This window comes from Methanothermobacter defluvii (assembly GCF_003385755.1).
Lineage (GTDB): Archaea > Methanobacteriota > Methanobacteria > Methanobacteriales > Methanothermobacteraceae > Methanothermobacter > Methanothermobacter thermautotrophicus.
In genome coordinates this window covers 222501-244815 of the sequence record NZ_QREL01000001.1, presented here as the reverse complement: position 1 = coordinate 244815, position 22315 = coordinate 222501, and the positions used below count along the sequence as shown (strand labels likewise).

General features: G+C 52.7%; 23 protein-coding genes. 14 read left to right on the top strand and 9 right to left on the bottom strand.

Features of this window, described 5'->3' with window-relative positions:
- Positions 1–8: 8 nt before the first annotated feature.
- From C7452_RS01410 to C7452_RS01395, 4 genes are all read left to right on the top strand, one after another.
- Entirely contained in the window at positions 9–254 is a 246-nt protein-coding gene (locus C7452_RS01410) for a circadian clock KaiB family protein (protein WP_115891983.1), read from the top strand.
- A complete protein-coding gene (locus C7452_RS01405) occupies positions 244–2265 on the top strand; it encodes an MEDS domain-containing protein (protein WP_115891982.1) in 2022 nt (673 codons plus the stop codon). The genes C7452_RS01410 and C7452_RS01405 overlap by 11 nt, the downstream gene beginning before the upstream one ends.
- 97 nt (positions 2266–2362) lie before the next feature.
- The gene (locus C7452_RS01400) at positions 2363–3712 is read left to right on the top strand and encodes an MBL fold metallo-hydrolase (RefSeq protein ID WP_115891981.1); all 1350 of its coding nucleotides are present in this window, start codon (positions 2363–2365) and stop codon (positions 3710–3712) included.
- Positions 3713–3731: 19 nt separating this feature from the next.
- Positions 3732–4208: a pyridoxamine 5'-phosphate oxidase family protein gene (locus tag C7452_RS01395; protein WP_115891980.1), complete on the top strand. Its 477-nt coding sequence runs from the start codon at positions 3732–3734 to the stop codon at positions 4206–4208.
- A gap of 246 nt (positions 4209–4454) precedes the next feature.
- On the opposite strand, the gene C7452_RS01390 is transcribed toward C7452_RS01395, so the two are convergent.
- Entirely contained in the window at positions 4455–5300 is an 846-nt protein-coding gene (locus tag C7452_RS01390) for a UbiA family prenyltransferase (protein ID WP_115891979.1), read from the bottom strand.
- Positions 5301–5425: 125 nt separating this feature from the next.
- Here C7452_RS01390 and C7452_RS01385 point away from each other — a divergent pair, with 125 nt between their 5' ends.
- From C7452_RS01385 to C7452_RS01375, 3 genes are read left to right on the top strand one after another with little or no spacing between them, the layout of a single operon-like run.
- The gene (locus C7452_RS01385; RefSeq protein WP_048175688.1) at positions 5426–6085 is read left to right on the top strand and encodes a diacylglycerol/polyprenol kinase family protein; all 660 of its coding nucleotides are present in this window, start codon (positions 5426–5428) and stop codon (positions 6083–6085) included.
- On the top strand, positions 6082–6684 hold the full coding sequence (locus C7452_RS01380; RefSeq protein WP_048175689.1) for a nucleoside/nucleotide kinase family protein: 603 nt from the start codon (positions 6082–6084) through the stop codon (positions 6682–6684). The genes C7452_RS01385 and C7452_RS01380 overlap by 4 nt, the downstream gene beginning before the upstream one ends.
- The gene (locus C7452_RS01375; protein WP_115891978.1) at positions 6662–7444 is read left to right on the top strand and encodes an MBL fold metallo-hydrolase; all 783 of its coding nucleotides are present in this window, start codon (positions 6662–6664) and stop codon (positions 7442–7444) included. The genes C7452_RS01380 and C7452_RS01375 overlap by 23 nt, the downstream gene beginning before the upstream one ends.
- Positions 7445–7556: 112 nt before the next feature.
- Here the strand turns inward: C7452_RS01375 and C7452_RS01370 are convergent, their stop codons facing one another.
- Positions 7557–7817 (bottom strand): hypothetical protein, encoded by a 261-nt coding sequence (locus C7452_RS01370; RefSeq protein WP_115891977.1) that lies wholly within the window; start codon positions 7815–7817, stop codon positions 7557–7559.
- A gap of 480 nt (positions 7818–8297) precedes the next feature.
- On the opposite strand from C7452_RS01370, the gene C7452_RS01365 reads away from it, so the two are divergent.
- The gene (locus C7452_RS01365) at positions 8298–9173 is read left to right on the top strand and encodes a hypothetical protein (protein ID WP_115891976.1); all 876 of its coding nucleotides are present in this window, start codon (positions 8298–8300) and stop codon (positions 9171–9173) included.
- A 202-nt stretch (positions 9174–9375) separates the two neighbouring features.
- Complete coding sequence (locus tag C7452_RS01360; RefSeq protein WP_048060968.1) at positions 9376–10473, top strand: inositol-3-phosphate synthase; 1098 nt, start codon at positions 9376–9378, stop codon at positions 10471–10473.
- Positions 10474–10642: 169 nt separating this feature from the next.
- Here the strand turns inward: C7452_RS01360 and C7452_RS01355 are convergent, their stop codons facing one another.
- Entirely contained in the window at positions 10643–10828 is a 186-nt protein-coding gene (locus tag C7452_RS01355; RefSeq protein ID WP_048061279.1) for an ATP-binding protein, read from the bottom strand.
- A 176-nt stretch (positions 10829–11004) separates the two neighbouring features.
- Between C7452_RS01355 and oadA the strand changes: the two genes are divergently transcribed.
- Positions 11005–12711 (top strand): sodium-extruding oxaloacetate decarboxylase subunit alpha, encoded by a 1707-nt coding sequence (gene oadA, locus C7452_RS01350; RefSeq protein ID WP_010876731.1) that lies wholly within the window; start codon positions 11005–11007, stop codon positions 12709–12711.
- A gap of 159 nt (positions 12712–12870) precedes the next feature.
- Here oadA and queC read toward each other — a convergent pair whose 3' ends face one another.
- Genes queC through C7452_RS01335 form a run of 3 tightly spaced genes read right to left on the bottom strand, consistent with a single transcriptional unit; the run spans position 12871 to position 15120 of the window.
- Positions 12871–13539 (bottom strand): 7-cyano-7-deazaguanine synthase QueC, encoded by a 669-nt coding sequence (gene queC / locus C7452_RS01345; protein WP_010876732.1) that lies wholly within the window; start codon positions 13537–13539, stop codon positions 12871–12873.
- The gene (larC, locus tag C7452_RS01340; RefSeq protein WP_048060969.1) at positions 13536–14771 is read right to left on the bottom strand and encodes a nickel pincer cofactor biosynthesis protein LarC; all 1236 of its coding nucleotides are present in this window, start codon (positions 14769–14771) and stop codon (positions 13536–13538) included. Before larC ends, queC begins: the two co-directional genes overlap by 4 nt.
- Positions 14772–14793: 22 nt before the next feature.
- The gene (locus C7452_RS01335; protein ID WP_048175692.1) at positions 14794–15120 is read right to left on the bottom strand and encodes an MJ1244 family protein; all 327 of its coding nucleotides are present in this window, start codon (positions 15118–15120) and stop codon (positions 14794–14796) included.
- A 130-nt stretch (positions 15121–15250) separates the two neighbouring features.
- On the opposite strand from C7452_RS01335, the gene cobZ reads away from it, so the two are divergent.
- From cobZ to upp, 4 genes are all read left to right on the top strand, one after another.
- Positions 15251–16084, top strand: coding sequence for an alpha-ribazole phosphatase CobZ (gene cobZ / locus C7452_RS01330; protein WP_245942744.1), 834 nt, complete (start codon positions 15251–15253; stop codon positions 16082–16084).
- A gap of 99 nt (positions 16085–16183) precedes the next feature.
- A complete protein-coding gene (cobS, locus tag C7452_RS01325) occupies positions 16184–16933 on the top strand; it encodes an adenosylcobinamide-GDP ribazoletransferase (protein WP_048175693.1) in 750 nt (249 codons plus the stop codon).
- A gap of 66 nt (positions 16934–16999) precedes the next feature.
- Complete coding sequence (locus tag C7452_RS01320; RefSeq protein WP_048176634.1) at positions 17000–17545, top strand: tRNA (cytidine(56)-2'-O)-methyltransferase; 546 nt, start codon at positions 17000–17002, stop codon at positions 17543–17545.
- Between the two features lie 26 nt (positions 17546–17571).
- The gene (gene upp / locus C7452_RS01315) at positions 17572–18204 is read left to right on the top strand and encodes a uracil phosphoribosyltransferase (RefSeq protein ID WP_245942742.1); all 633 of its coding nucleotides are present in this window, start codon (positions 17572–17574) and stop codon (positions 18202–18204) included.
- A gap of 88 nt (positions 18205–18292) precedes the next feature.
- Here the strand turns inward: upp and C7452_RS01310 are convergent, their stop codons facing one another.
- From C7452_RS01310 to ppsA, 3 genes are read right to left on the bottom strand one after another with little or no spacing between them, the layout of a single operon-like run.
- Positions 18293–18790, bottom strand: a complete 498-nt coding sequence (locus C7452_RS01310; RefSeq protein ID WP_048175694.1) for a fumarate hydratase C-terminal domain-containing protein — start codon at positions 18788–18790, stop codon at positions 18293–18295.
- Positions 18791–18811: 21 nt separating this feature from the next.
- Positions 18812–19969: a tyrosine decarboxylase MfnA gene (mfnA, locus tag C7452_RS01305; protein ID WP_048175695.1), complete on the bottom strand. Its 1158-nt coding sequence runs from the start codon at positions 19967–19969 to the stop codon at positions 18812–18814.
- 21 nt (positions 19970–19990) lie between these two features.
- Positions 19991–22261, bottom strand: coding sequence for a phosphoenolpyruvate synthase (gene ppsA, locus C7452_RS01300; protein WP_048175696.1), 2271 nt, complete (start codon positions 22259–22261; stop codon positions 19991–19993).
- Between the last annotated feature and the right edge of the window lie 54 nt (positions 22262–22315).

The following is a 22315-nucleotide window of genomic DNA, read 5'->3' as shown; positions in this document are numbered from 1 at the left end:
GTTCCCTGATGATCCAGCTGCGCCTCTATGTAACCTGCGATAGCCTCTCAGAGAGGGCACTTGAAAACCTCAGGGGGGTCATTGATGATAGGGTGGAACTGGAGGTTGTGAACGTCCTGGAGAGCCCCTGGATTGCAAGGGAGAACGGAGTCATAGCCATCCCCACCCTTGAAAGGCTCAGCCCGGGCCCCAGGAGGAGGGTTATAGGGGACCTCTCCGATGCAGGTGAACTGAGGAGGTTCCTTGGAATCTGAGGTGGATGCCATGAAGATGTTTCTGAGGAGGATACGTGATATCGTTGAGATGTCCGGGCAGAGGGACATGGAATCCCTCATCAGGGACATGAAGGCCGGGGACCATATCTGCATCATCTATGATGACGATGCGGAATGGAGGAACACCCTAATCCCCTTCATGGTTGATGGCCTCCGGCGGGGTGAGAGGTGCCTGTACATATGCAGTGAAAGGACCGCTGACACGGTACGGGAGGAACTTGGCAGGGAAGTCCCTGTGGATGAATTCGAAGCGGATGGTCGACTCAGGATAATGGATGACAGTGACGCCTACACTGATGGCGGGGTCTTTGACCCTGAAAGGATGGTAGCCCTCCTTGAATCTGAAACCCGGAAGGCTGTCTCCGAGGGATTCAGCGCCCTGAGGGTTACCGGTGAGATGGACTGGGTCCTCAAAGGCCTCCCCGGGAGTGAAAGGCTCATTGAATATGAGAACATGCTGAACAACTTCTTCCCCGGCTCAGACTGCCTGGCCATCTGTCAGTACCGGAGGAGTCTCTTCAGCCCCGAGATAATCAGGGGTGTGCTCCTCACCCACCCACTTGTGGTCTGGAACTCCATGGTGTACAGGAACCCCTACTATGTCAGACCGGAAATCCTCCTCAGGGGTGTGAGGAGTGAGATGGAAGTTGACATGTGGCTTGAGAACATCCGCAGGGAGAATGAACTCCTGTGCTCCCTTGAGAACCTCATGTACCTCTATGAGGCATTCATAGATCACAACCCGGGGATTGTGTTCCTCAAGGATTCAGGGGGAAGGTACATACTTGCAAACAGCAGTTTCTCAGAGGTCTTTGGAGTTGATGATGTCACAGGAAAGACGGACCCTGAACTGATGAATAGGAGGGCTGCTGAGGCATGCCGGAGGTCTGACATGGCCGCCCTCAGGGATGGTGAATCCTACACTGAGGAGGAGGTCCATGGGAGAGTCTACGGGGTCTATAAATTCAGGGTCGAACTCCCTGGCGGTGAACTGGGTGTCGGAGGATTTGCCCTGGATATAACCGATAAGAAGATCCATGAGATGGAGGTCGAGACCTCAAGGAACAATTTCCTGGGTATCGTCGAGAACAGCCCGGAGCCCATGATGATAGTTGACCTGGAGGGCGTGCTGCTCTACTCAAACCCCGCTGCCAGGAAGTTCTTTGACTGGCCCCCTGGATATAGAGGTAAGCACATAGGCATACCCCTCAGTAGGGAACTGCAGGAGGTTAAGGTCCTGACAGCGGACAGTGAGGTCCGTGTGGCTGAGATGATGATCACAGATACCGTCTGGGAGGGCAGGGAATCCCTCCTCATACGGCTCCACGACATCACAAGGCTTCGTGAATACGAGGAATCCCTGCGGAGGTCCCTGGATGAAAAGGACGTGATGCTCAGGGAGATACACCACCGCGTCAAGAACAACCTCCAGATTATCTCAAGCCTCCTGAACCTCCAGAGGTATCACCTGGAGGATGGCAGGGCTGCCGAGGCCCTGAGGGACAGCGTAACCCGCATAAAGTCCATGGCCATGATCCATGAGAAGATCTACCAGACCGAGAACATGGCACATGTGAACTTCAGGGAATACATGGAGGACCTTCTCTCTGAACTGCGATCAAACTACCCCTCCATGGACATCAGGTTCCAGTTCAAACTGGAGGACGTTGACCTCAGCATAAACCAGGCCATACCCTGCGGACTGATAGTTAATGAGGCCGTGACCAACGCCCTGAAGCATGCATTCCCTGGTGGTTCAGGTGAGGTCCGGATATCCATGAGACGGGTTGGTGATTCAATGGAGGTCACCATCGCCGATGACGGTGTGGGGCTCCCGGAATCCTTTGACCCCTCAGTGGATGGTGGTCTTGGAATGGATCTCATGCTGAACCTGGCCGCACAGCTTGAGGGTGAAGTCACCATTGATGGCTCGGACGGTGTCAGGGTGGCCCTCAGGTTCCCCCTGGAACCGGTTGAGGAACCCTCATGAATTAATCCACCTTTTAATCCTCCATCAGCAGCACAGCCCCTCTGTTACATTAAAAAATTAAATAATATCAGCGCCATAATTATTATGGGTGAGGTGCATGATATTTGAGATAATAAAATCTGAGGGGATATCCCATAACTCCTATTTTCTTGGTTCTGGTTCTGAGGCCGCGGTTGTGGATCCGAGAAGGGATGTTGAGGTCTACCTGGAGCTTGCAGAGATGCACGGTGTCAGCATAAGGTACATCTTTGAGACCCACCGCAATGAGGACTACACCATCGGGTCAGCGGAGCTTGCACGCCACGTGGATGCTGAGATACTCCACGGTTCAGCCCTCGACTTCAGGTATGGAACCCCTGTGAAGGAGGGTGACACCTTCAGTCTGGGAAGCCTTGAACTGGAGGTTCTTGAAACACCGGGTCACACCTATGAGAGCATATCCATTGCTGTGCGTGATACCAGCATATCTGATGAATGTCTGATGGTCTTTGTGGGGGATGTGCTCTTCGCTGGTGAAACAGGGCGTGTTGACTTCTTTGGACCTGAAAAGATCCCTGAAACCGCTGGATTGCTCTATGATAGCATACATGAAAAGATACTCCCCCTGGGGGACCATGTGGTGGTCTGCCCGGCCCACGGAGCGGGTTCAGTGTGCGGGGCCGAGATAAGGGATATGGACACAACCACAGCAGGCTATGAGAGGCTCACAAACCCTTATCTCCAGATGGGGAGGGATGAGTTCATTGAATACAAGAAGTCGGAGAGGCTCTACACTCCCCCCTACTTCAGGAGGATGGAGGAGAACAACCTCAGGGGAGTGAAGGTTAATAAATCTCACCTCGAAGCCCTCCCCCTACAGGACTTCAGGGAGCTCATGGGGGAGGGCGCACAGGTTGTTGATGTCCGTAACCCCACCAGTTTCTGCGGTGGCCACATACCCGGCAGCCTGAACATCTGGCAGGACGGATTCGCTGCCTTTGCAGGGTACTTCCTCAACTACGAGGACCCCATACTTTTAGTGGATGATGGGAGGGGTGTGGACTCCGTGAGGAGGTCCCTGATACGGCTGGGATATGACAACATGGCAGGCTACCTTGCAGGTGGATTCCCCCCATGGTACATGGCGGGACTTGAGATTCAGAAACTGGATGCCATCAGTGTCCATGAGTTAAGGGAAATGGAGGGTGACTTCTTCCTCCTGGACGTCCGGAAGATCACAGACAGGGATCGGTTCCACATTGAGGGCTCAGAACACGTCTGGGTCGGTGACCTGCCAGATAACATTGATTTGATTCCAGAGAAGGATGTTGTCATCTACTGTGACTCCGGTTACAAGTCAACCATAGCTGCGAGCATACTTGAAAGCCATGGGTTCAGGGTGAGTACCGTCCTTGGAGGTATTGGGGCCTGGCTGAGGGCCGGATACCCGGTGGTCGGTGATTTCTAAATAAAAGGGAGGTGAAATCATGAGCATTGTTAAGATACCCCTCATGACAAAGGAAGAGTATGATGAGTTCATAGCAGAGAACTTCATAAGCAGGATAGCCTTCAACGGGGACTATCCATACATAGCCCCCTTCCTCTACGTATTTGACGGGGAACACCTCTACTTCCTCTCAACAAGGTACGGCAGGAAGATAGAGCTTCTCAGGAGGAACCCCTACGTCGCCGTTGAAATTGAACACTACAGTGATGACCTCTCAGAGTACCGCTTCGTTACACTGCAGGGCCAGATAGTGGAGGAGAAGGACCCCTCAACAAAGAGGCGCGTGAAGGAGATGTTCGCTGACCTCATAGAGAAGCGCGGCCTCTCCAGGAACATCCTCAAGGCCCTTGGACATTCACCGGAGGACCCCCTCACCTGTCTTGTGGAGATGGACCGGTCCTACCTCTGGAAACTTGTTGAAGTGGTTGATATAGTCGGGATAAAGAGTGGTGAGTGAATCTAATTGTCCGGGTGGATAACCACCCGGAAAAGGTTAGGGGGATGAATGTTAGAAAAAGGGTTAGGGTGGTTTTGAAGGAGTTTAAATGAAGGTTGGGGGGATGAACATCTACCTCCTTCACCTACCCTAATGATTCATACAATTCACATACCCTAAACCTTTTTTGTGAATGGAATCACTGCAGGCGGTTCCTTTGTGATCCCCTCATGGACATGTGATGCTGCAGTGCATTTCCCTGTGAAGTCACTGAAGACCTAGGAGTGCTGTGATGGTCCTGCTGCCAGCTGCAAAGGCAATGAAGGTCACAGCCATGCCCACCTTTATGAGCTTTGAGGTCCTGGATGCCGTAGCCCTATCCTGACTCCTGAGGATCATGATGGCAGCCCGGAGGAAAACTGCCACTGCAAAGAGAAGCACCGGGATGTATAGAACCGAGAATACACCGAGAATGTAGAGGCTGGGGCTTGTGAGGCTTGCGATCAGCATGAAAGCCGCTGCCAGCAAACCCGAAACCCTCATCCCGTGGGTTATGGGGAGTGTTGTTGCACCCTCAGCCCGGTCCCCCTCCACATCCTCCATGTCCTTGACCACCTCCCTCGCCATGGTCATGAGGAATGCGTAGAGACCCAGGATGACTGAAACCCTCACCTCCCCCAGGACTATGCCGCCGAAGACGAAGCTGAGGCCCGTGAGGAATGATATTGTGATGTTACCCACCAGGCACCTCCTCTTGAGGCTCCATGCATAGTAGACCATGAGGAGTGAACTTGAAACCACCACGAGGCCCGGGAGCAGGCCAAGGTAGAATCCGGTGATGGAAGCCGCTGCGAAGAGGACAGCTGAGTAAATCCCGGCGGTGGCTCTGCTGATCCTCCCGGATGGTATGGGACGTTTGGGCCTGTTTATGGCGTCTATCTCATGGTCAAAGTAGTCATTTATCACATTCCCTGCACCTGTAGCCATGAAGACAACTGCTGATGCCAGGAGCACTGCGGAATCGAATCTGCCCGTGATGAGGGCCATCAGTATAACTGTTATTACCGCCATGACGGCATTTACCGGTCTGAGTATCTCTATGTATGGATTCATATGAACTCCTCCTGAATATCCATTGTAGAATCTCTCAATCATCAGTAAATAAAACCATGATCTCATCATGCACACGGAAACCCAAATCAAAACCCACTTATACCGTGAATTACTTCATAAATCCTATGACTGGCAGTGACATTCTTGGGCTCCTGATGGTATATGTATATGTTGCAGTTTTATTACTTGTATCTGAGAGGCTCCTCGGTGATAGGCCAAATCTGAGCAGAAAGTTTGTGCATATAATGGTTGGGAACATCCTATTTATATTACCACTCTTTGAGAGCCGCCTCGTCATAACATTCCTGGCAGCAGCCCCCTTCATCCTCATAACCTTCCTCCTAAGTCCCTACTCACCCCTCAAGGTGAAGCACCGCGCCTCATCCTACGGACACGGCCTTGGACTCGTATATTATTCCATATCCTGGACCATCCTGGCATACCTCTTCTTTGAGGCCCCCTGGATTACCGGTATAGGGATAGCCGCCATGTCCTATGGTGACGGGTTCGCAAGCCTGACAGGTGAGAGGTTCGGGAGGACAACCTTCAGTGTCCTGGGAGATAAGAAGAGCCTTGAGGGTTCACTTGGGATGTTCATCATCCTCCTGGTGATGCTCCCGGTGGTCCTCACCTACTACTCCCAGGGCTTCACCCCGTACCTTATCCTGGGGGTGGCCCTGGTATCAACTGTACTGGAGGCCCTCACCCCCCGGGGACTCGACAACCTGACTGCCTGCTTCGGGGCTGTTGCAGCATACATCCTCCTTGGGGGAATGGGGATTTGAGGTTCATAGTGATTGACGGCCTCGACGGAGCAGGGAAGGACACCCACGCGGAGCTGATAAGGAGGAGGTACCTTGAGAGGGGTGAGCATGTCGTCTTCAGGTCCCACCCCGAGGATGACAACCCCTACGGTAAGAGGGCCAGGGAGGCCCTCCTCAGGGGTGGTAAGGTTAACCACATCAGGGCAGCCATATTCTACGCCCTGGACGTCATAAGGTCCCTGTGGCTCTACCACTGGCGCTCCAATCCTGGACCGGATACACTTATATTCTCAAGGTACCTCATGGGTGTCGCCTACCTCCCGGGGCCCCTCTCATCAGTACTTTACCGTCTGCTATCAAGGGTTCTGCCCACAACAGAGTACATGTTCTTCCTGGACGTTTCCCCTGAGGAGTCCCTGAGGCGGCTGATGGAGAGGGATGAACATGAAATGTTTGAAAACCTCGATGACCTCACCAGCACCCGGGAGAAGGCCCTCAGACTTGCAGATGGATGGTACATCATAAACACCGAGGACCCCATCGAGGACGTGCAGAGGAGGATTGATGAGATCCTGGACAGACTTGACGGTGACGTATATGAAGATAACGTGCCTTGTTGAGGATAGAGCAAGACCACCCCTCCGGGCCGAGCATGGACTGTCACTCCACATTGAGGGTGATGTGAACATACTCTTTGATACCGGTCAGAGCGGACTCTTCATGGAGAATGCTGAGCTGCTTGGTGTTGACCTGGGGGATGTGGACCTGGCCATCCTTTCCCATGGACACTACGACCATGGCGGCGGCCTGGCTCAGTTCATGGAGATAAATGAAAACGCTGAGGTATTAACCGGTGAAGGAGCGTTCAGGGGGCGATGGGCCGTTGAGGATGGTTCTGAGAGGTTCATAGGAATTGAAGAGATAACAGATCCCAGGATAAGGCTCATTGATGAGGATACTGTGATCCATGAGGGCTACACCATCCTGAAGGGTTTCAGCGGTCCATTCAGAAGACCCCTGGGTAACAGGACCCTCTTCATGGAGTCAGCGGCGGGTCTGGTTCCTGACACCTTCGATGATGAACTGGTCCTTGTCATTGATGGTCCGGGTGGGCTTACTGTTGTGACCGGTTGCTCACATAATGGCATACTGAACATACTGGGCACTGTGCGGGACCATTTCCCTGACAGGGAGATTGGAATGGTCGTGGGGGGCCTCCATATCTCAGGGGATGCACTGTATGTGGCCAGTGAGATCCAGGAATTTGAGGCTGGAAAGATTTACACGGGCCACTGCACCTCAGAGGAGGCATTTAAAGTTCTGGGCAGATCATGTAATGTAAATGTGCTCAGAACAGGAACTGTCATCGAGGTTGATTAAAAAAAGACCCGTGGCGACATCAAACATTAACCTGCTTAACCTGTTAAAAACAAAGCAGCTCTGGAACTCAGGTGACCGGTTCAGCACTCCCTTAATAGCTGCAAGCATGCGCTCATATCAGGTACATGGTAATTATAACTAATGTAATTAAAATTATGAGCAAGCTCCAGTATAAAGGATGATCATATTTTGATCCCTTCCCCCCTCTTCTTCCTGGAATGACGGTGAATGCCCAGTAGATGATTATATAGATGAGAACATCCCTGGATAGGATATCTGATGGGATGAGAAGAAGATTCTTCAGTACAATAACTAATCCCACCAGACAAAGTCCCGCCACTAGGGATACCTTATTCTGGTCTGATAGTCTCATGATCTATTATTTTTATATCAGCAAGTACATAACTGTAACCCTGATCTCCGCCGACCAGGATATGGCTCCTATGATTCTCAGTTGAAGGGGCTGGATTTAATTTAATTGCTAAGGTTTCAGCTGGCTTCTAAACTCTAAAATCTCGAAGATCATAGCATTCTCTCAAAAATAGCCGATGAATATGCTTGAATACCTGGGAGTGCATGGAATCCGGCGGTTATGACTTCAAATCTCAAACTGGCCTCATGGAGTGCATTGAGGACCGGAATTCAAATTTTTTTTTTAACAGTGAATGGGGCTAGCTTACCTCTACCTTTTTTCTTTTGAAACCCATGCCTCATCATCAGTTGCCATCCAGGCCACCTGACGCTACGGACCGGTATTAATTAATAATATCTTATCGGAGAAAGGAGGGATGATATATGACAAAAAGAATCCGCACCGTGATATTTATTAAATCATATCTCCATACATATTAACATGAGAGGCTGGGTTCTGTTTATTATCGTACTCATAACCATTACCTGTGCCTCAGCTGCATACTCACATCAGCCGAGGCTGGTAACAGGGTCAGAAGAGGTCATTGTACAGAACCCTGAAGTTTCACAGGCATTCTACGGTGAGCTGAAGGGAAAACCTGTCTACTTCAGGATAACGTCAGAGAGTCCCTTCAGGTTATACGTGAACATACTCGTCCCCTACTCTCCAGATGCACGACCCGTATATGTGGACATAATAAGGGGTGACGGTAAGGTCATAGGGACCCTCAAGGGTAACATCAGCACCTGGGAGCCCTACTTTGAAGAATTCGGTGGCGACCACTACCTCAAGGGCCCGGAGTTCAATGGTACCGTTGATGCAGGCACATACCGGCTGAAGGTATACAGTCCCGCAAACAGGGAAAAGTTCTCCCTTGCTGTGGGTAGCATTGAATCCTTCCCACCGGATGAGTCCCTGAAGGCACTGGTGCTGCTCCCGGTGCTTAAATCAGAGATATTCCAGGTGCCGGTCATTCTCCTCTTCACACAGTTCCTGGGCATGATACTGGGTATGGGATCATTCACAGTTATCCTGCTACTCTCACGGCTGAAACTCGGATCAGAGGATGTTTACAGGCCCCTTGTTAAGCTGGGGTGGGCCGGGATCATCCTGACGGCCGTTGCCTGGATACTCACCTACATTAAAAACCCCCTCAACATACTGGGTAACGTTGAAAACCTCATTCTAATATTGATCATAATTTTAACATGGCGCTTCAATGCAGCCCTCCCCGATTATCAGAGATTCAGGGGTCCCTTCACGCTACTTATGTGGCTCCTCTTCCTCCTGATAAGGGTGAGCCTCATCTTCTACTGATCTGGAAGCGTTAATCCTACTGCTTCTGTGATTATCCCTTCATCAGGACGTATGAAATAAGTGCGCAGATTCCTATGCAATTGAGAGGTTTCAGGGAAGGGCGAAACATTTAATAGTTTAATATGCAAATTATTAAAAAGTAGGTTGATCAATTTATAGCCTTGATTTTATGATTATCACAAGTCTCTGAAAGGTGTTTCAATTGGATAAGATAAAGATCGCGATAGTAGGTGTGGGAAACTGTGCCAGCTCCCTGATTCAGGGGATATACTATTACCGTAATAAGGGTGCCGGTGACTCGATAGGTCTCATGCACTGGGATATAGGCGGCTATGAACCCGGCGATATTGAGGTCGTTGCTGCCTTCGATATTGATAGGCGGAAGGTTGGCCGGGATGTGAGTGAGGCCATATTCGCCCCACCAAACTGTACAGCAGTCTTCTGCGATGACGTCCCGGAAATGGGTGTTGAGGTGTCCATGGGGCATGTCCTTGATGGTGTGGCCCCCCACATGAAGGACTACCCTGAAAAACAGACCTTCGTGGTTGCGGATGAGGAACCCGTGGATGTCGTTGAGGTCCTCCGGGAGAGCGGGGCTGAGATACTCCTCAACTATCTGCCGGTGGGTTCAGAGGAGGCCGCAAGGTTCTATGCCCGCTGCGCCCTTGAGGCGGGGGTAGCCTACATAAACAACATGCCTGTATTCATTGCAAGTGACCCTGAATGGGCTGCCAGATTCCAGGAGAAGGGCATACCCATAGTCGGTGATGACATAAAGGCCCAGCTGGGGGCCACCATAACCCACAGGACCCTCACAAACCTCTTCAAGAGGAGGGGTGTTAAACTCGACCGCACCTACCAGATAAACACTGGTGGGAACACTGATTTCCTCAACATGCTGAACCGTGACCGTCTGGACTCAAAGAAGGAGTCCAAGACCGAAGCTGTCCAGTCAATACTTGGTGAGGACCGCCTGGATGATGAGAACATCCACATAGGGCCAAGTGACTACATACCCTGGCAGAAGGATAACAAGATCTGCTTCCTGAGGATGGAGGGCAGGCTCTTCGGGGACGTCCCCATGAACCTTGAGCTCAGGCTGAGTGTTGAGGATTCCCCCAACTCTGCGGGCTGTGTTATTGACGCCATAAGGTGCTGCAAGCTGGCCATTGACCGGGGTATCGGTGGGCCCCTGACCTCCATATCATCCTATACAATGAAGCATCCCCCGGTCCAGTACACTGACGACGTGGCAGCGCGTATGGTGGATGAATTCATTGCCGGTGAAAGGGAGAGATAATCCCTTCACAGAATTCTCTTTTTTAAAAATACAACTTTAGAATCCCTGAAAATCTTCTTACCAGAATTCCATACATACAAAAAAAACCTTAGAAACGATCCCCTGAAAATCTTCTTACCAGAATTATCATATACAGAAATAAGGAATAAATAAAGGGTCTGTAAGGGAATCAGTCCTCTTCAACCTCTATGCACTCGTTTGGACATACGTCCATGCACACCTCACATTCATTGCATTCCTCAGGGTGCTGGACCTCGAGCTTACCATCAACTATTATGAGTACCTCCATCGGGCATACATCAACACATTCTCCACATGCATCACATTCATCATAATCTATGATTATCTTTGCCATTTTTGATTCTCCCTTAAAATTCCATGTAAATTTAATTGTTAGGATTATGATTTCATCCCTTATAACCATTATACGTTGTAGTACAGAGTTCTGATGAATTAATACATCTGCTGTGTATTTAAGGAAGTTCCTACTATGTATATAAAGAATCTAATTGATCTCATGAGAGGGTCACGATGAAAGGGATAAAGGTCGTTGAAACAGCATTCAGGGATGCGCACCAGTCACTTCTTGCAACACGCCTCCGTACCCGTGACATGACACCCATCGCAGAGGAAATGGACCGGGTGGGTTTCTTCTCACTGGAGGCATGGGGCGGTGCAACCTTCGATACCTGCATACGCTACCTGAATGAGGATCCATGGGAGAGGCTACGGGAACTTAAGGAACACGTGAAAAGGACGCCGATACAGATGCTCCTCAGGGGCCAGAACCTTGTGGGGTACAAGCACTACCCCGATGACATAGTGAGGAAGTTCATTGAGAAGTCCTATGAAAACGGCGTTGATGTCTTCAGGATATTCGACGCCCTCAATGACATAAGGAACATGGAGTACGCCATAAAGGTCGCCAGGGAACAGGAAGCCCATGTGCAGGGAGTCATCTGCTACACCATCAGCCCTTATCACACCCTTGAGAGTTATGTGGACTTTGCAAGGGAACTGGAGGCCCTTGAATGTGACTCCGTTGCAATAAAGGACATGGCAGGCCTAATATCTCCACATGATGCCTACGAACTCGTGAGGGCCCTCAAGGAAGAGACCGACCTCATGGTGAACCTTCACTGCCACTGCACAAGTGGAATGACACCCATGAGCTACTATGCCGCCTGTGAGGCCGGCGTTGATATACTTGATACCGCCATATCACCCCTATCCTGGGGTGCCTCCCAGCCACCCACAGAGAGCATTGTGGCTGCACTCCGGGACACACCCTACGACACGGGCCTTGACCTTGAGATCCTGAAGAACATCAAGAAGTACTTCGAGGAGATCCGGAAGAAGTACAGCAGCATCCTCGACCCCATAGCCGAGCAGATCGACACAGACGTCCTCATATACCAGATACCCGGGGGTATGCTGTCAAACCTTGTTGCGCAGCTCAAGGAGCAGAACGCCCTGGACCGCTATGAGGAGGTCCTCGAGGAGATGCCCCGGGTGAGGAAGGATATGGGTTACCCTCCCCTTGTAACCCCAACCAGTCAGATAGTCGGTATACAGGCCGTTATGAACGTCCTGAGCGGTGAGAGGTACAGCATGGTCACCAATGAGGTGAAGGACTACTTCCGGGGACTCTACGGCAGACCCCCTGCCCCATTAAATGAGGAGGTCGCAAGGAAGGTCATCGGAGATGAGAAACCCATCGACTGCAGACCAGCGGACATCCTCAAACCCCAGTATGATGAGTGCAGGAGGAAGGGTGAGGAGATGGGCATAATAGAGAAGGAGGAGGACATACTGACCCTCGCCCTCTACCCTGCCATTGCACCTAAATTCCTGAGGGGTGAAATCGAGGAGGAGCCCCTGGAGCCCCCGGCAGAGGAGATGGCCCCGACAGGTGAGGTGCCAACCGTCTTCCACGTGGAGGTCGATGGTGACGAGTTCGAGGTCAAGGTGGTCCCCACAGGCTACATGACCATCGAGGAAGCTGAACCCGAACCGGTGGATGTTGAGGGTGCAGTTAAGTCCACCATGCAGGGCATGGTTGTGAAGCTCAAGGTCAGTGAGGGCGACCAGGTGAATGCCGGGGACGTTGTCGCGGTTGTTGAAGCCATGAAGATGGAGAACGATATCCAGACACCCCACGGTGGTGTTGTTGAGAAGATATACACCGCTGAGGGTGAAAAGGTTGAGACCGGCGACATAATCATGGTCATAAAATAAAAACCTTCTTTTATATTCTGCCTCTAGTCCGGGACCGTTAAATATATGATTCAGGCCTCAACCATTCCTCTGAAAGAAGCCTGTTTTCATTATTTTTTTCACTGCGGATTTTACTGGATCAGACAAAAAATAGAATAGGGTTATGGGGCCGCTGTCGAACTATTCACGGTACTCTGTGGGATCATCAATACCTGCAAGCTCAAAGGCCCTTCTCCTCCTCATGCAGGACTCGCAGACGCCACAGTGGACCCTGTCTCCAGCGTAGCATGAGTAGGTTAACTCGAATGGTAGCCCCACTTCATGGCCTGCCTCCACTATCTCCCTTTTGGTCATACCAATCACCGGTGCCACCACACGAACACCATCCAGGGTCCCTATCTCCAGGAGCCTGTTGAATGCATCAAGGAACTCCTCTGAGTTATCAGGGAAGGTCTCAGCCTCCTCCAGGTCCCAGCCAACTATAACCGCACCGGCATCCATGGCCTCGGCGAAGGAGACCCCTATGGAGGTGAATACCAGGTTCCTCCCCGGTACCCAGACCTTCCTGGCTGTCTCAAGGCACTCGACGGTGTCATCAAGGTTCGATGGGGATGGTATGTCCCCTCCAGCCGTGAGCACTGAGCCCCCGAGTCTTCCAAGCCACTGGAGGTCCAGTGTGGTGTGTTCGATGCCGAGGTGCTCTGATAGTCTCCTCGCATATTCCAGCTCCATCCTGGCACTCCTCTGACCGTAATCAAAGGTTATGGCATGGATCTCATATTCATCCATCATGAGTGCCGTTGCAACTGCCGAGTCCATACCCCCTGAGAGTATGCTTATTGCCCTCATTTCAGGCCTCCGCTACCATCATTCTCCTGATCCGCCTTGAATTTAAGGTCTCTGAACTGTTTCTCAGACATTTCAATAACATCCCTGAGTGGTATTCCTGTCTCAAGTGATATCCTCCGGGCATCCTCGTATTCTATCCGTGCATTTACGACCCTTGAGCCCATGAGGCCAACCTTGAACCTTGCCGTCCTGCGGCCCTTGATATCAACCTCGGCCTCCATGATCCTCCTCTCAAGGACTCCCCTGTGGACCTGGGGGAATATCCTCACACCCAGGGTCCCTGTCTCTGAGAAGAGGTGCTCAAGGATCCTCTCATACTCGTTTTCCCTGCAGATGACCCTTATAAGCTGTCCTGGTCTGTTCTTCTTCATTATGACCGGCGTGAGGGTCACATCCAGCGCCCCGGCTTCCAGGAGCCTCTCGAAAATGTTTCCGAGGACCTCGCCGCTCAGGTGGTCCACGTTGGTCTCAAGGAGCGTGACAGTGTCATGGGGTACCTGCCCTGAGCCCCTTACTATCCTCAGTATGTTGGGGAATTCAGGGTCCATGCTCCCGGCCCCGTAGCCTGTGGCCTGGATCTCCATTGGTGGGAAGAACCTGCGGTGCTCCCGCACCATGTTCACGAGGAGGGCCGAACCGGTGGGTGTGGCAAGTTCAACCCCGGATGGTCCCCCTGTGACAGGGAATCCCCTGAGTATCTCGGTTGTGGCGGGTGCAGGGACCGGTGTGAGGCCATGGGCACCCCTCACCAGTCCCCCTCCGACTGCAACCGGGAGGGTGTAGACCTCATCCCGGTGGAGGTTGAGGTCGAAGTATGCGAAGACCGCCCCCATGACATCTGCAACCGCATCCGCGGCGCCGACCTCATGGAAGTGAACTTCATCCAGTTTCACTCCATGGACAGAGGCCTCTGCCTGGGCTATGGTGTGGAAGACGGCCCTTGCCATTGATAGCATCTCATCATCCAGGGCAGGGTGGCTGATCCCCTCAAGGAGTCTGAGGAACTCCAGGTAGCCCACACTGAGTGATTCGTCAGCCCTCACATCAACGTATGTGGCCCTGAGGCCCGCCCTTTTAACCTCAGATACACTCACATCAGCACCGCCGAAGTGGGACGCCGCATCCTCCATGACCTCAGCTGTCCTCTCGGGGTGGGCCCCGAGGTCTATGAGGGCGCCCACCATCATGTTACCTGATACCCCTGCCAGCTGGGGGTCTATGACTGTTACCATCCGAGCACCGCTTATATTCACTCTAGGGTGAGTTGACTATTATCCTTCTTATGGGTATCTCTATTATGGTGTACTTCTCACTGGCCAGCTCCTCGCCGAACCTGTTTACGATTGGTTCAACAAGTTCCTCATCAACCACCGAGCATACGAGGACTGCGTCCCTTGCATAGTCGTGTATCAGTGAAATGGCTGATTCAGGGTCCTCCTTGACTGAGAATCCCTTCCACTCTGTCGGGGAGACGCCCTTGTACTCCACTATGTAGAAGCCTGTGACGCCCTCATCTGCCAGTATGTTCATGACACGGCCCAGGTTCTCGACCTCAATGAATACCCGTAGATGCACCTTCATTAATATCACCATACATAGATATGTGCTGTGTAGATAATAAATCTGATGAGGGTGTAAACTCCAGCAGATGATAACTGCCGGTTATCATAAGAGCTGTCACAGCTGGTGGCGTATGTTGAAGGTGAATCACTTGAAGAAGAAAATGAATGTTAACGGTGCAGATATTGTGGTTGAAGAGGATCATGTAACTGTGAGTGCAGATTCAGGCCTTGTTACTGCAGATTCAAGCATCAGAATTGAGGACGAGGTCCGCCATGATCTCCCCCGGGGCCACTGCATGGTGAGGGATGGTGATGCGGTGGCATTCTCATCCACAGGGGATGTGATGGACGTCCTGGTGGTCGTCGGGGAGCCCTGCGGTGACCGGATACCTGAAGCCCTGAGGATCAGTGTGGAGGAGGTATCATCGGCCGCCGGGATCCTCACTGAGATAATGGGGCAGCGGGTGAGGGTCGTGGCACTCCCGGGTGATGAACGGCCCTGTGAAGATTCCATAAGGGGGGCTGTCAGGCGCTCCCTTCAGGGTGTGCTCCTGGATGGCCCTGGAGTCGAGGAGCTCCTTGAGGCCCGCGGCGTCACCATTGATGGTATGGTCGATGCGGGTATGGATCTGGTGGTGGGTGTTGATGTCACCGCCGAGCTCCGGGACCGTCTCAGGTCAGAGATACAGAGGGCCCTGGGGGACCTCAATGTCAGGGCCCTCCTTGCAGCCGCCCTGCACCTTGAGGGGGACATAGAAAACCTGAGGATCCTCGGTGTGGATCTGAGGGATGACCCTGCCTTCCTCTACAGTGATGAGGTCCTGGGGATGGCTGTTGCCAACCAGGTGGCAGGTACGAAGGCCATATTCAACTTCAAGAGATATGATGAGGAAAAACCCGGCATCCTCGGGGAACTGGGCCCCATGGTGGATGATGCCGTTGCGGGTCTCATAGCCGGGTGCATGTCACGCCTCTTCGAATGATGGGGGTAGACCTGTGAGGACAGAAAGATCCGCCAGAACCCTGTTTACACCACTCCCCTCACCACAGACAGAAAGATCCTCCTGCGAGGGGGGTGCCTGATGAACGTCACCGACAAAGTCAGGGGACTCATATCCTTCTCAACGGTTGTGCCCCTGAAATCAGAGGCCAGCATTGAGGATATAGCTTCACTCACACTCCACTGGCCCCTTGTGGGCGCCCTCATAGGGGTTGCAGTGGGTTCAGCCGGGGTGGCTGCATCCCTAGTGTTCCCTGGGGCGGTTGTTGCCTGTGTTGCCTATGGATTCGCCATCTGGTTCACAGGTTTCCACCACCTCGATGGCCTCATAGATATGGGTGACGCCCTCATGTCCCATGGGAGCTTTGAGAGGAAGATAGAGATAATGAGGGATCCCAGGATAGGCACAGGTGGCCTTGGACTTCTGCTCATCGTATCATCAACCACCATAGCAGCCATCTATTCCCTTCCACAGGATGTCCTGTTCCAGGGACTCCTCATAGGGGAGGTCTCGGCCAAGGTGTGCCTCACGGGCTGCGCCCGGGTATCCAGGCCCCTCGATGGTGGGACCGGGAGGCACTTCATAATGGCGAGTAGAAGCCCCTTCACCGGCATGGTCTGGATCTTCTGGGCCGCTGCAGCATACCTCCTGGCGGGGGTTCCCGGTGCTGTTAGTGTTGCTGTTGCTGTCCTCTCAGGAGTTTTCATTGGTCTTGTTGCCAGGAGGAACTTCTACTGGAGCACGGGTGACGTGCTGGGGGCCTCGAATGAGGTGGGGAGGATGATGTCACTTCTTGGCCTCCTTGCGGCCATCAGATTAACGGGGCTGTAGGTAAAGGGGGTGCCCATCCAGCATTTGGAGAGTTTAATGGTATTTAATGATTCATTGGAGGTCAGTATAATGGATGTGAAGGTTTTGAGGCTTGGTCACAGACCGTCAAGGGATGCGAGGATCACGACACACGTATGCCTCACTGCAAGGGCCTTCGGTGCCTCGGAGGTTATACTGAGTGGTGAGGAGGACCCTAAACTCATGGAGGGTGTTGAGGATGTTGTCAGGAGATGGGGTGGTCCCTTCAGTGTGGTCTACCGGAGGAACTGGCAGGGTGTCATAGACTCCTGGAAGAAGGATGGTGGGGAGGTCATACACCTCACAATGTACGGTTTACCTGCCAGGGACGTTGTGCCCGGGATAAAGGATAACGGGAAGGACAAGCTCATTGTGGTGGGGGGTGCAAGGGTCCCCGGGAAGGTCTACAGCCTTGCAGACTACAACGTGGGGGTGACCAATCAGCCCCACTCTGAGGTCTCCTCCCTGGCGGTGTTCATGCACATGCTCCTTGATGGGGCTGAATTCGACCTTAAATTTGAGGATGCCCGGATAGAGGTCATCCCCCAGGCCAGGGGTAAAATGCTCAGGGAGATCGATGATGATGGCGATTAACATGATAAGCTGTGGATGGAGGGAGGATGATGCTGAGGGTGATTGATAACCTGATAGTCAGGGAGAAGCTCACCACCATAAGGTGCAGGGGGATAGACCCGGCCAGCTTCAGACGGGGAGTGACTGATATAGGTCGCTACATGGCCTACGAATTTGCAGACACCCTTAAATGGCGTGAGGTTGAGGTTGAAACTCCCCTGGGTACGGCCAGTGGTGTTGAGATAACCGACAGGGACAGGATAGTTCTTCTGAGCATCCTCAGGGCTTCACTGCCCTTCACAGAGGGCGTGATGAAGGTCTTCCCTGAGGCAGAACACGGTATTATCGGTGCGAGGAGGTCAGATGACCCCCCATTCAGGGTCTCAATCGACTACATCAGGGTCCCTGATCTTGATGATAAGATACTGGTGATAGCGGACCCCATGCTCGCAACAGGGAACACCATGATAGGTATCCTGGAGGCTCTTGAGGCCCATGGCTCCCCTGCAAGGACGGTGGTCTTCAATATCATATCCTCCAGGATGGGCCTTGAAAGGGTCCTTCAGAGGGGTATAGATGTCTACACATGCGGTGTTGAGGAGGAGGTTAACGATATGGGCTACATAGTCCCTGGACTCGGGGACGCAGGGGATCTGGCCTTCGGGAGGCCATCAGATTAGGTCCGATCCGGTTGCTGTTTGAGCCATACCCTGTAAAACGAGAGAAAAACTGTATTTGTGTTCTGGGTAGGTGAAGGCGGGGATCAGGTCAATCATAGATGGATGTTCCCCTGGCAGCTGCGACGATGCCGGGTATGCCCTCAACCCTGAGTTCAAAGATGGCCTCCATGCCCTCCTCCTCAAAGGCGGCCACCCTGCTCGATTTAACCCTGCTTGTCAGCAGGGCCGCTGTGGGTGGTGTTACTATGAAGACTGCGCCGGCCTCCTTGAGGGCCCTGACAGTCTCATCTCCAAGTTTTCCTTTGCCTATGTGGACAAGTACGCCCCTTGATGCGAGGTAGGGTATGCTTTCCTCTATGTCCTCCTTGTTGCTGCTTGTAGGGGCTATGCCTGCTGGACTTACAGCTGTGTGCATTATGGCAGCGCCCATGACGTTGATGGGCTCCTCTCCAGCTTTCAGGGCCTTAACCAGTTTTGGGAGGGCTGCATCCCTTCCCGTGTAGATGGTGCCATCCATGAGCACCCTGTCACCGACACTGAGTTTTGCTATCTCCTCTCCGGTGGCTGGTAGTTCTATCCTTATCATGGTATCAACCTCTGACCCGGGTTACTCCTCCCTCAACCTGATACCCTCAAGGTCCCTCAGCAGTAATTCGATGTGCTCCTCCATTATATGGGGCATGAGAACCACCCTTATGGCTGGCGGGCAGGATGAGACCGATACCGCCCATCCAAGCTCCTCGAGTCTGTCTGCAAGTTCATGTGGCCCCATGGTGGGGTGGTTGAAGGCCACTATGTTGAGTTCGGGTTCTACCACGAGCTGGTAGTCCAGTTCCACCAGTCCGTCCCTGAGTCTGCGTGTTACACCCATGACCCTCAGGGCGAGTTTGCGGTAGCCCTCACGGCCCATGTGTTTCATGATTGCCCAGGTTGCTGCGGCTGATGCCCCGGTCCTGGTGCCCACTATGGTTGACTGCTGCTTCTCTGTGAGGTAGGGTGTCTCTATGCTCATGGCATCCAGGTAGGAGGCGTCCCTGAAGAGTATGCAGCCGCTGGGGATGGGGGCCAGTCCCATCTTGTGGGGATCCACGGTTATGGATGAGACCCCCTGAAGTTTGAAATCAAATTCAGGTAGTTCAGCGCCGGTTTCCCTGAGGAAGGGTATTATGAAGCCCCCGAAGGCGGCGTCTATATGCAGGTGTATGTCCTCATCAAGACAGATCTCTGAGAGTTCCTCCACAGGGTCTATCCTCCCGAGTTCTGTGGTCCCTGCGACTCCAACAACGGCCACGGTGTTTCCTGATATGAGTTTCCTCACCGATTCAACGTCCACCCTGTAGTCCCGGTCCAGTTCAGCCTCCCTGAGTCTGAGTCCCAGTATATCTGCGGCCTTTCTGAAGGAGAAGTGGGCTGACTTCGGGACTATTATCTCAGGTTTTTCAGCTCCGGCCATGTTTCTGGCCGCCCTCATGGCCATGAGGTTTGCCTCGGTGCCCCCTGTTATTATGTGACCTGCTGCATCGGGTTCTGAGAGGAGCTCCCCGAGCATGCCTATCACCCCGGATTCCAGTTCCCGGGTGCCCCTGAAGAGCCCGGGGTCCCCCAGGTTGGACTCCAGGAAGTCACAGTAAACCCTCCTTGCGAGGGGGTGGGATGATGTGCACATGGATCCGAGGATTCTGCCTGAGGTGTAGGTCATATCCCTCCTCTGAAATTCGGCGAGAAGTTCAAGTACTTTTTCCTCGGGTAGACCCTTTTCATCCATTTTTACGCCCAAAAAATAGTTTTAGAGGAGTTTCCGTGCGGCCTTGAGGAGGAGTCTCTGCTCGGCCCTTGCAACGGTCTTCCTCACCTCTGCAACCGCGTCGGTGTTTGCGGATACACTGCTTATCCCAAGCTCCACCAGTTTCTCAACTATCCTTGGGATGCTGCCTGCCTGGCCACAGATACTTGTCCTGACACCTGCCTCGTTGCATTTCCTTATAACTCTCTCGATGAGTTTGAGGACGGCAGGGTGGCCCTCGGTGTAGAGGTCTGCCACGTGTTCATTGTTCCTGTCTATGGCGAGGGTGTACTGGGTGAGGTCATTGGTTCCGAAGCTCACGAAGTCAATTCCCTCCTCTATGAAGTCCTCGATTATCAGGGCCGCTGCAGGTGTTTCGACCATTATACCGAATTCAACGTCCCTGTGGGGTTTAAGGCCAGCCTCCTCAGCGATCATCTTGGCCTTTCTGAGTTCATCAGGGTGCTGGACCAGTGGTATCATTATGCCGATGTTAGTGTAACCCTGCTCATGGAGTTTCTTTATCGCCCGGAACTCCGCCCTCAGGATCTCGGGTTCATCGAGTTCCCTGCGTATACCCCTCCATCCAAGCATCGGGTTGTGCTCGTAGGGCTCATTTTCACCGCCCTCAAGGGTTTTGAATTCGTCTGTGGGCGCATCCAGGGTCCTGTACCATACGGGGCGTGGGTAGAACTCATCTGCAACCTTCAGGATGTTCTCTGCAAGGGTATTGACGAGTTCGTCCTCCCTGCCCTCCTCAATGAACTTCCTGGGGTGCACCCCCGTGGTTAACATCATGTGCTCTGTCCTTAAAAGTCCAACCCCGTCGGCCCCTGTGGCGGCGGCCTTCCTTGCAGCCTCTGGCATGCTGACGTTGACCTTGACCTCTGTGACGGTCAGAAGGGGTGACTCCACGGTGACGGTCTCGGCCTCAGCCTCCTTCTTCTCCCCCTCAATTACACTGCCCTCATAGACAAGTCCCCTGTTACCGTCTATGCTGACGACCTGGTTCTCCTTGAGGACCTCAGTTGCGTTCCCGGTACCAACAACACAGGGTATTCCAAGTTCACGGGACACTATGGCGGCATGGCATGTGACTCCACCCTCATCGGTTATTATGCCGCTGGCCCTCTTCATGGCTGGCACCATGTCGGGGGTTGTCATGACCGTGACGAGAATATCTCCAATCTGTATCTTGTCCAGTTCATGGATCTCCCTGATTATCTTGACCTTACCTGAGGCAAGGCCCGGGCTTGCACCGAGGCCCTTAACCAGTATCTCCCTGGATTTGACCTCTGTCTCCTCGGTTGCCTCTCCCAGGGTTGTTATGGGTCTTGACTGGAGCATGTAAACGTCACCATCCATTATGGCCCATTCTGTGTCCTGTGGTGAACCGTAGTGGTCCTGTATCCTCCTGCCCATCTCTGCAAGGGCTGCGATCTCCCCGTCGGAGAGAACACGTTTGTTCCGGAGTTCAGGGGGGACCTCCTTCTTCACGGTTCTGCCATCCTCCCGGGTGAACATTATGTTCTTCTCACCAACACTAAATTCAAGGAGCTTCCCTGTTCCCTTATCAACCCAGTAGGTGTCAGGGGTGACTGAGCCTGATACAACGGCCTCACCAAGGCCCCATGACCCCTCTATTAGTATCCTGTCCTCACCTGTTGATGGGTGGACCGTGAACATGACCCCTGCCTTCTCGGCGTCCACCATCTCCTGGACAACGACTGCTATGTAAACCTTTGAGTGGTCGAAGTTGTTCTCCTCCCTGTAGAATATGGCCCTGGCCTCAAAGAGGGATGCCCAGCACCTTCTTACATAATCCAGGACATCTTCGGCGCCCCTGATGTTCAGGAAGGTGTCCTGCTGACCCGCAAAGGATGCTTCGGGGAGGTCCTCTGCCGTGGCTGAGGAACGTATGGCTACGTACACATCATCCTTTCCTATCCTCTGGCATAGTGCATTGTAGGACTCTATTATGAGGGTCTGTATGTCCTCCGGTACCTCAGTTGATGTTATTATGTCCTTTATCTCGGCTGAAACCCTCTGGAGTTCCTTTGTATCGTTGACGTCAAGGTTTTCAAGCATCTCCATGACCACCGGCTGCAGTCCGGTGTCTGTCATGAACTTGTCATAGGTCGCCGCTGTTACAACAAAACCCGGGGGGACGGGTATGCCTGCCTGTGTCAGTTCACCCAGGTTGGCCCCCTTTCCACCGGCTATTCCCACATCATCCTTACCGAGTTCCTCAAAAAACGCCACATACTTAACCATTTTATCCCCTGGACTAGCTGTGTGATGATTATTGAATTTGAAAAAAATTAGAGG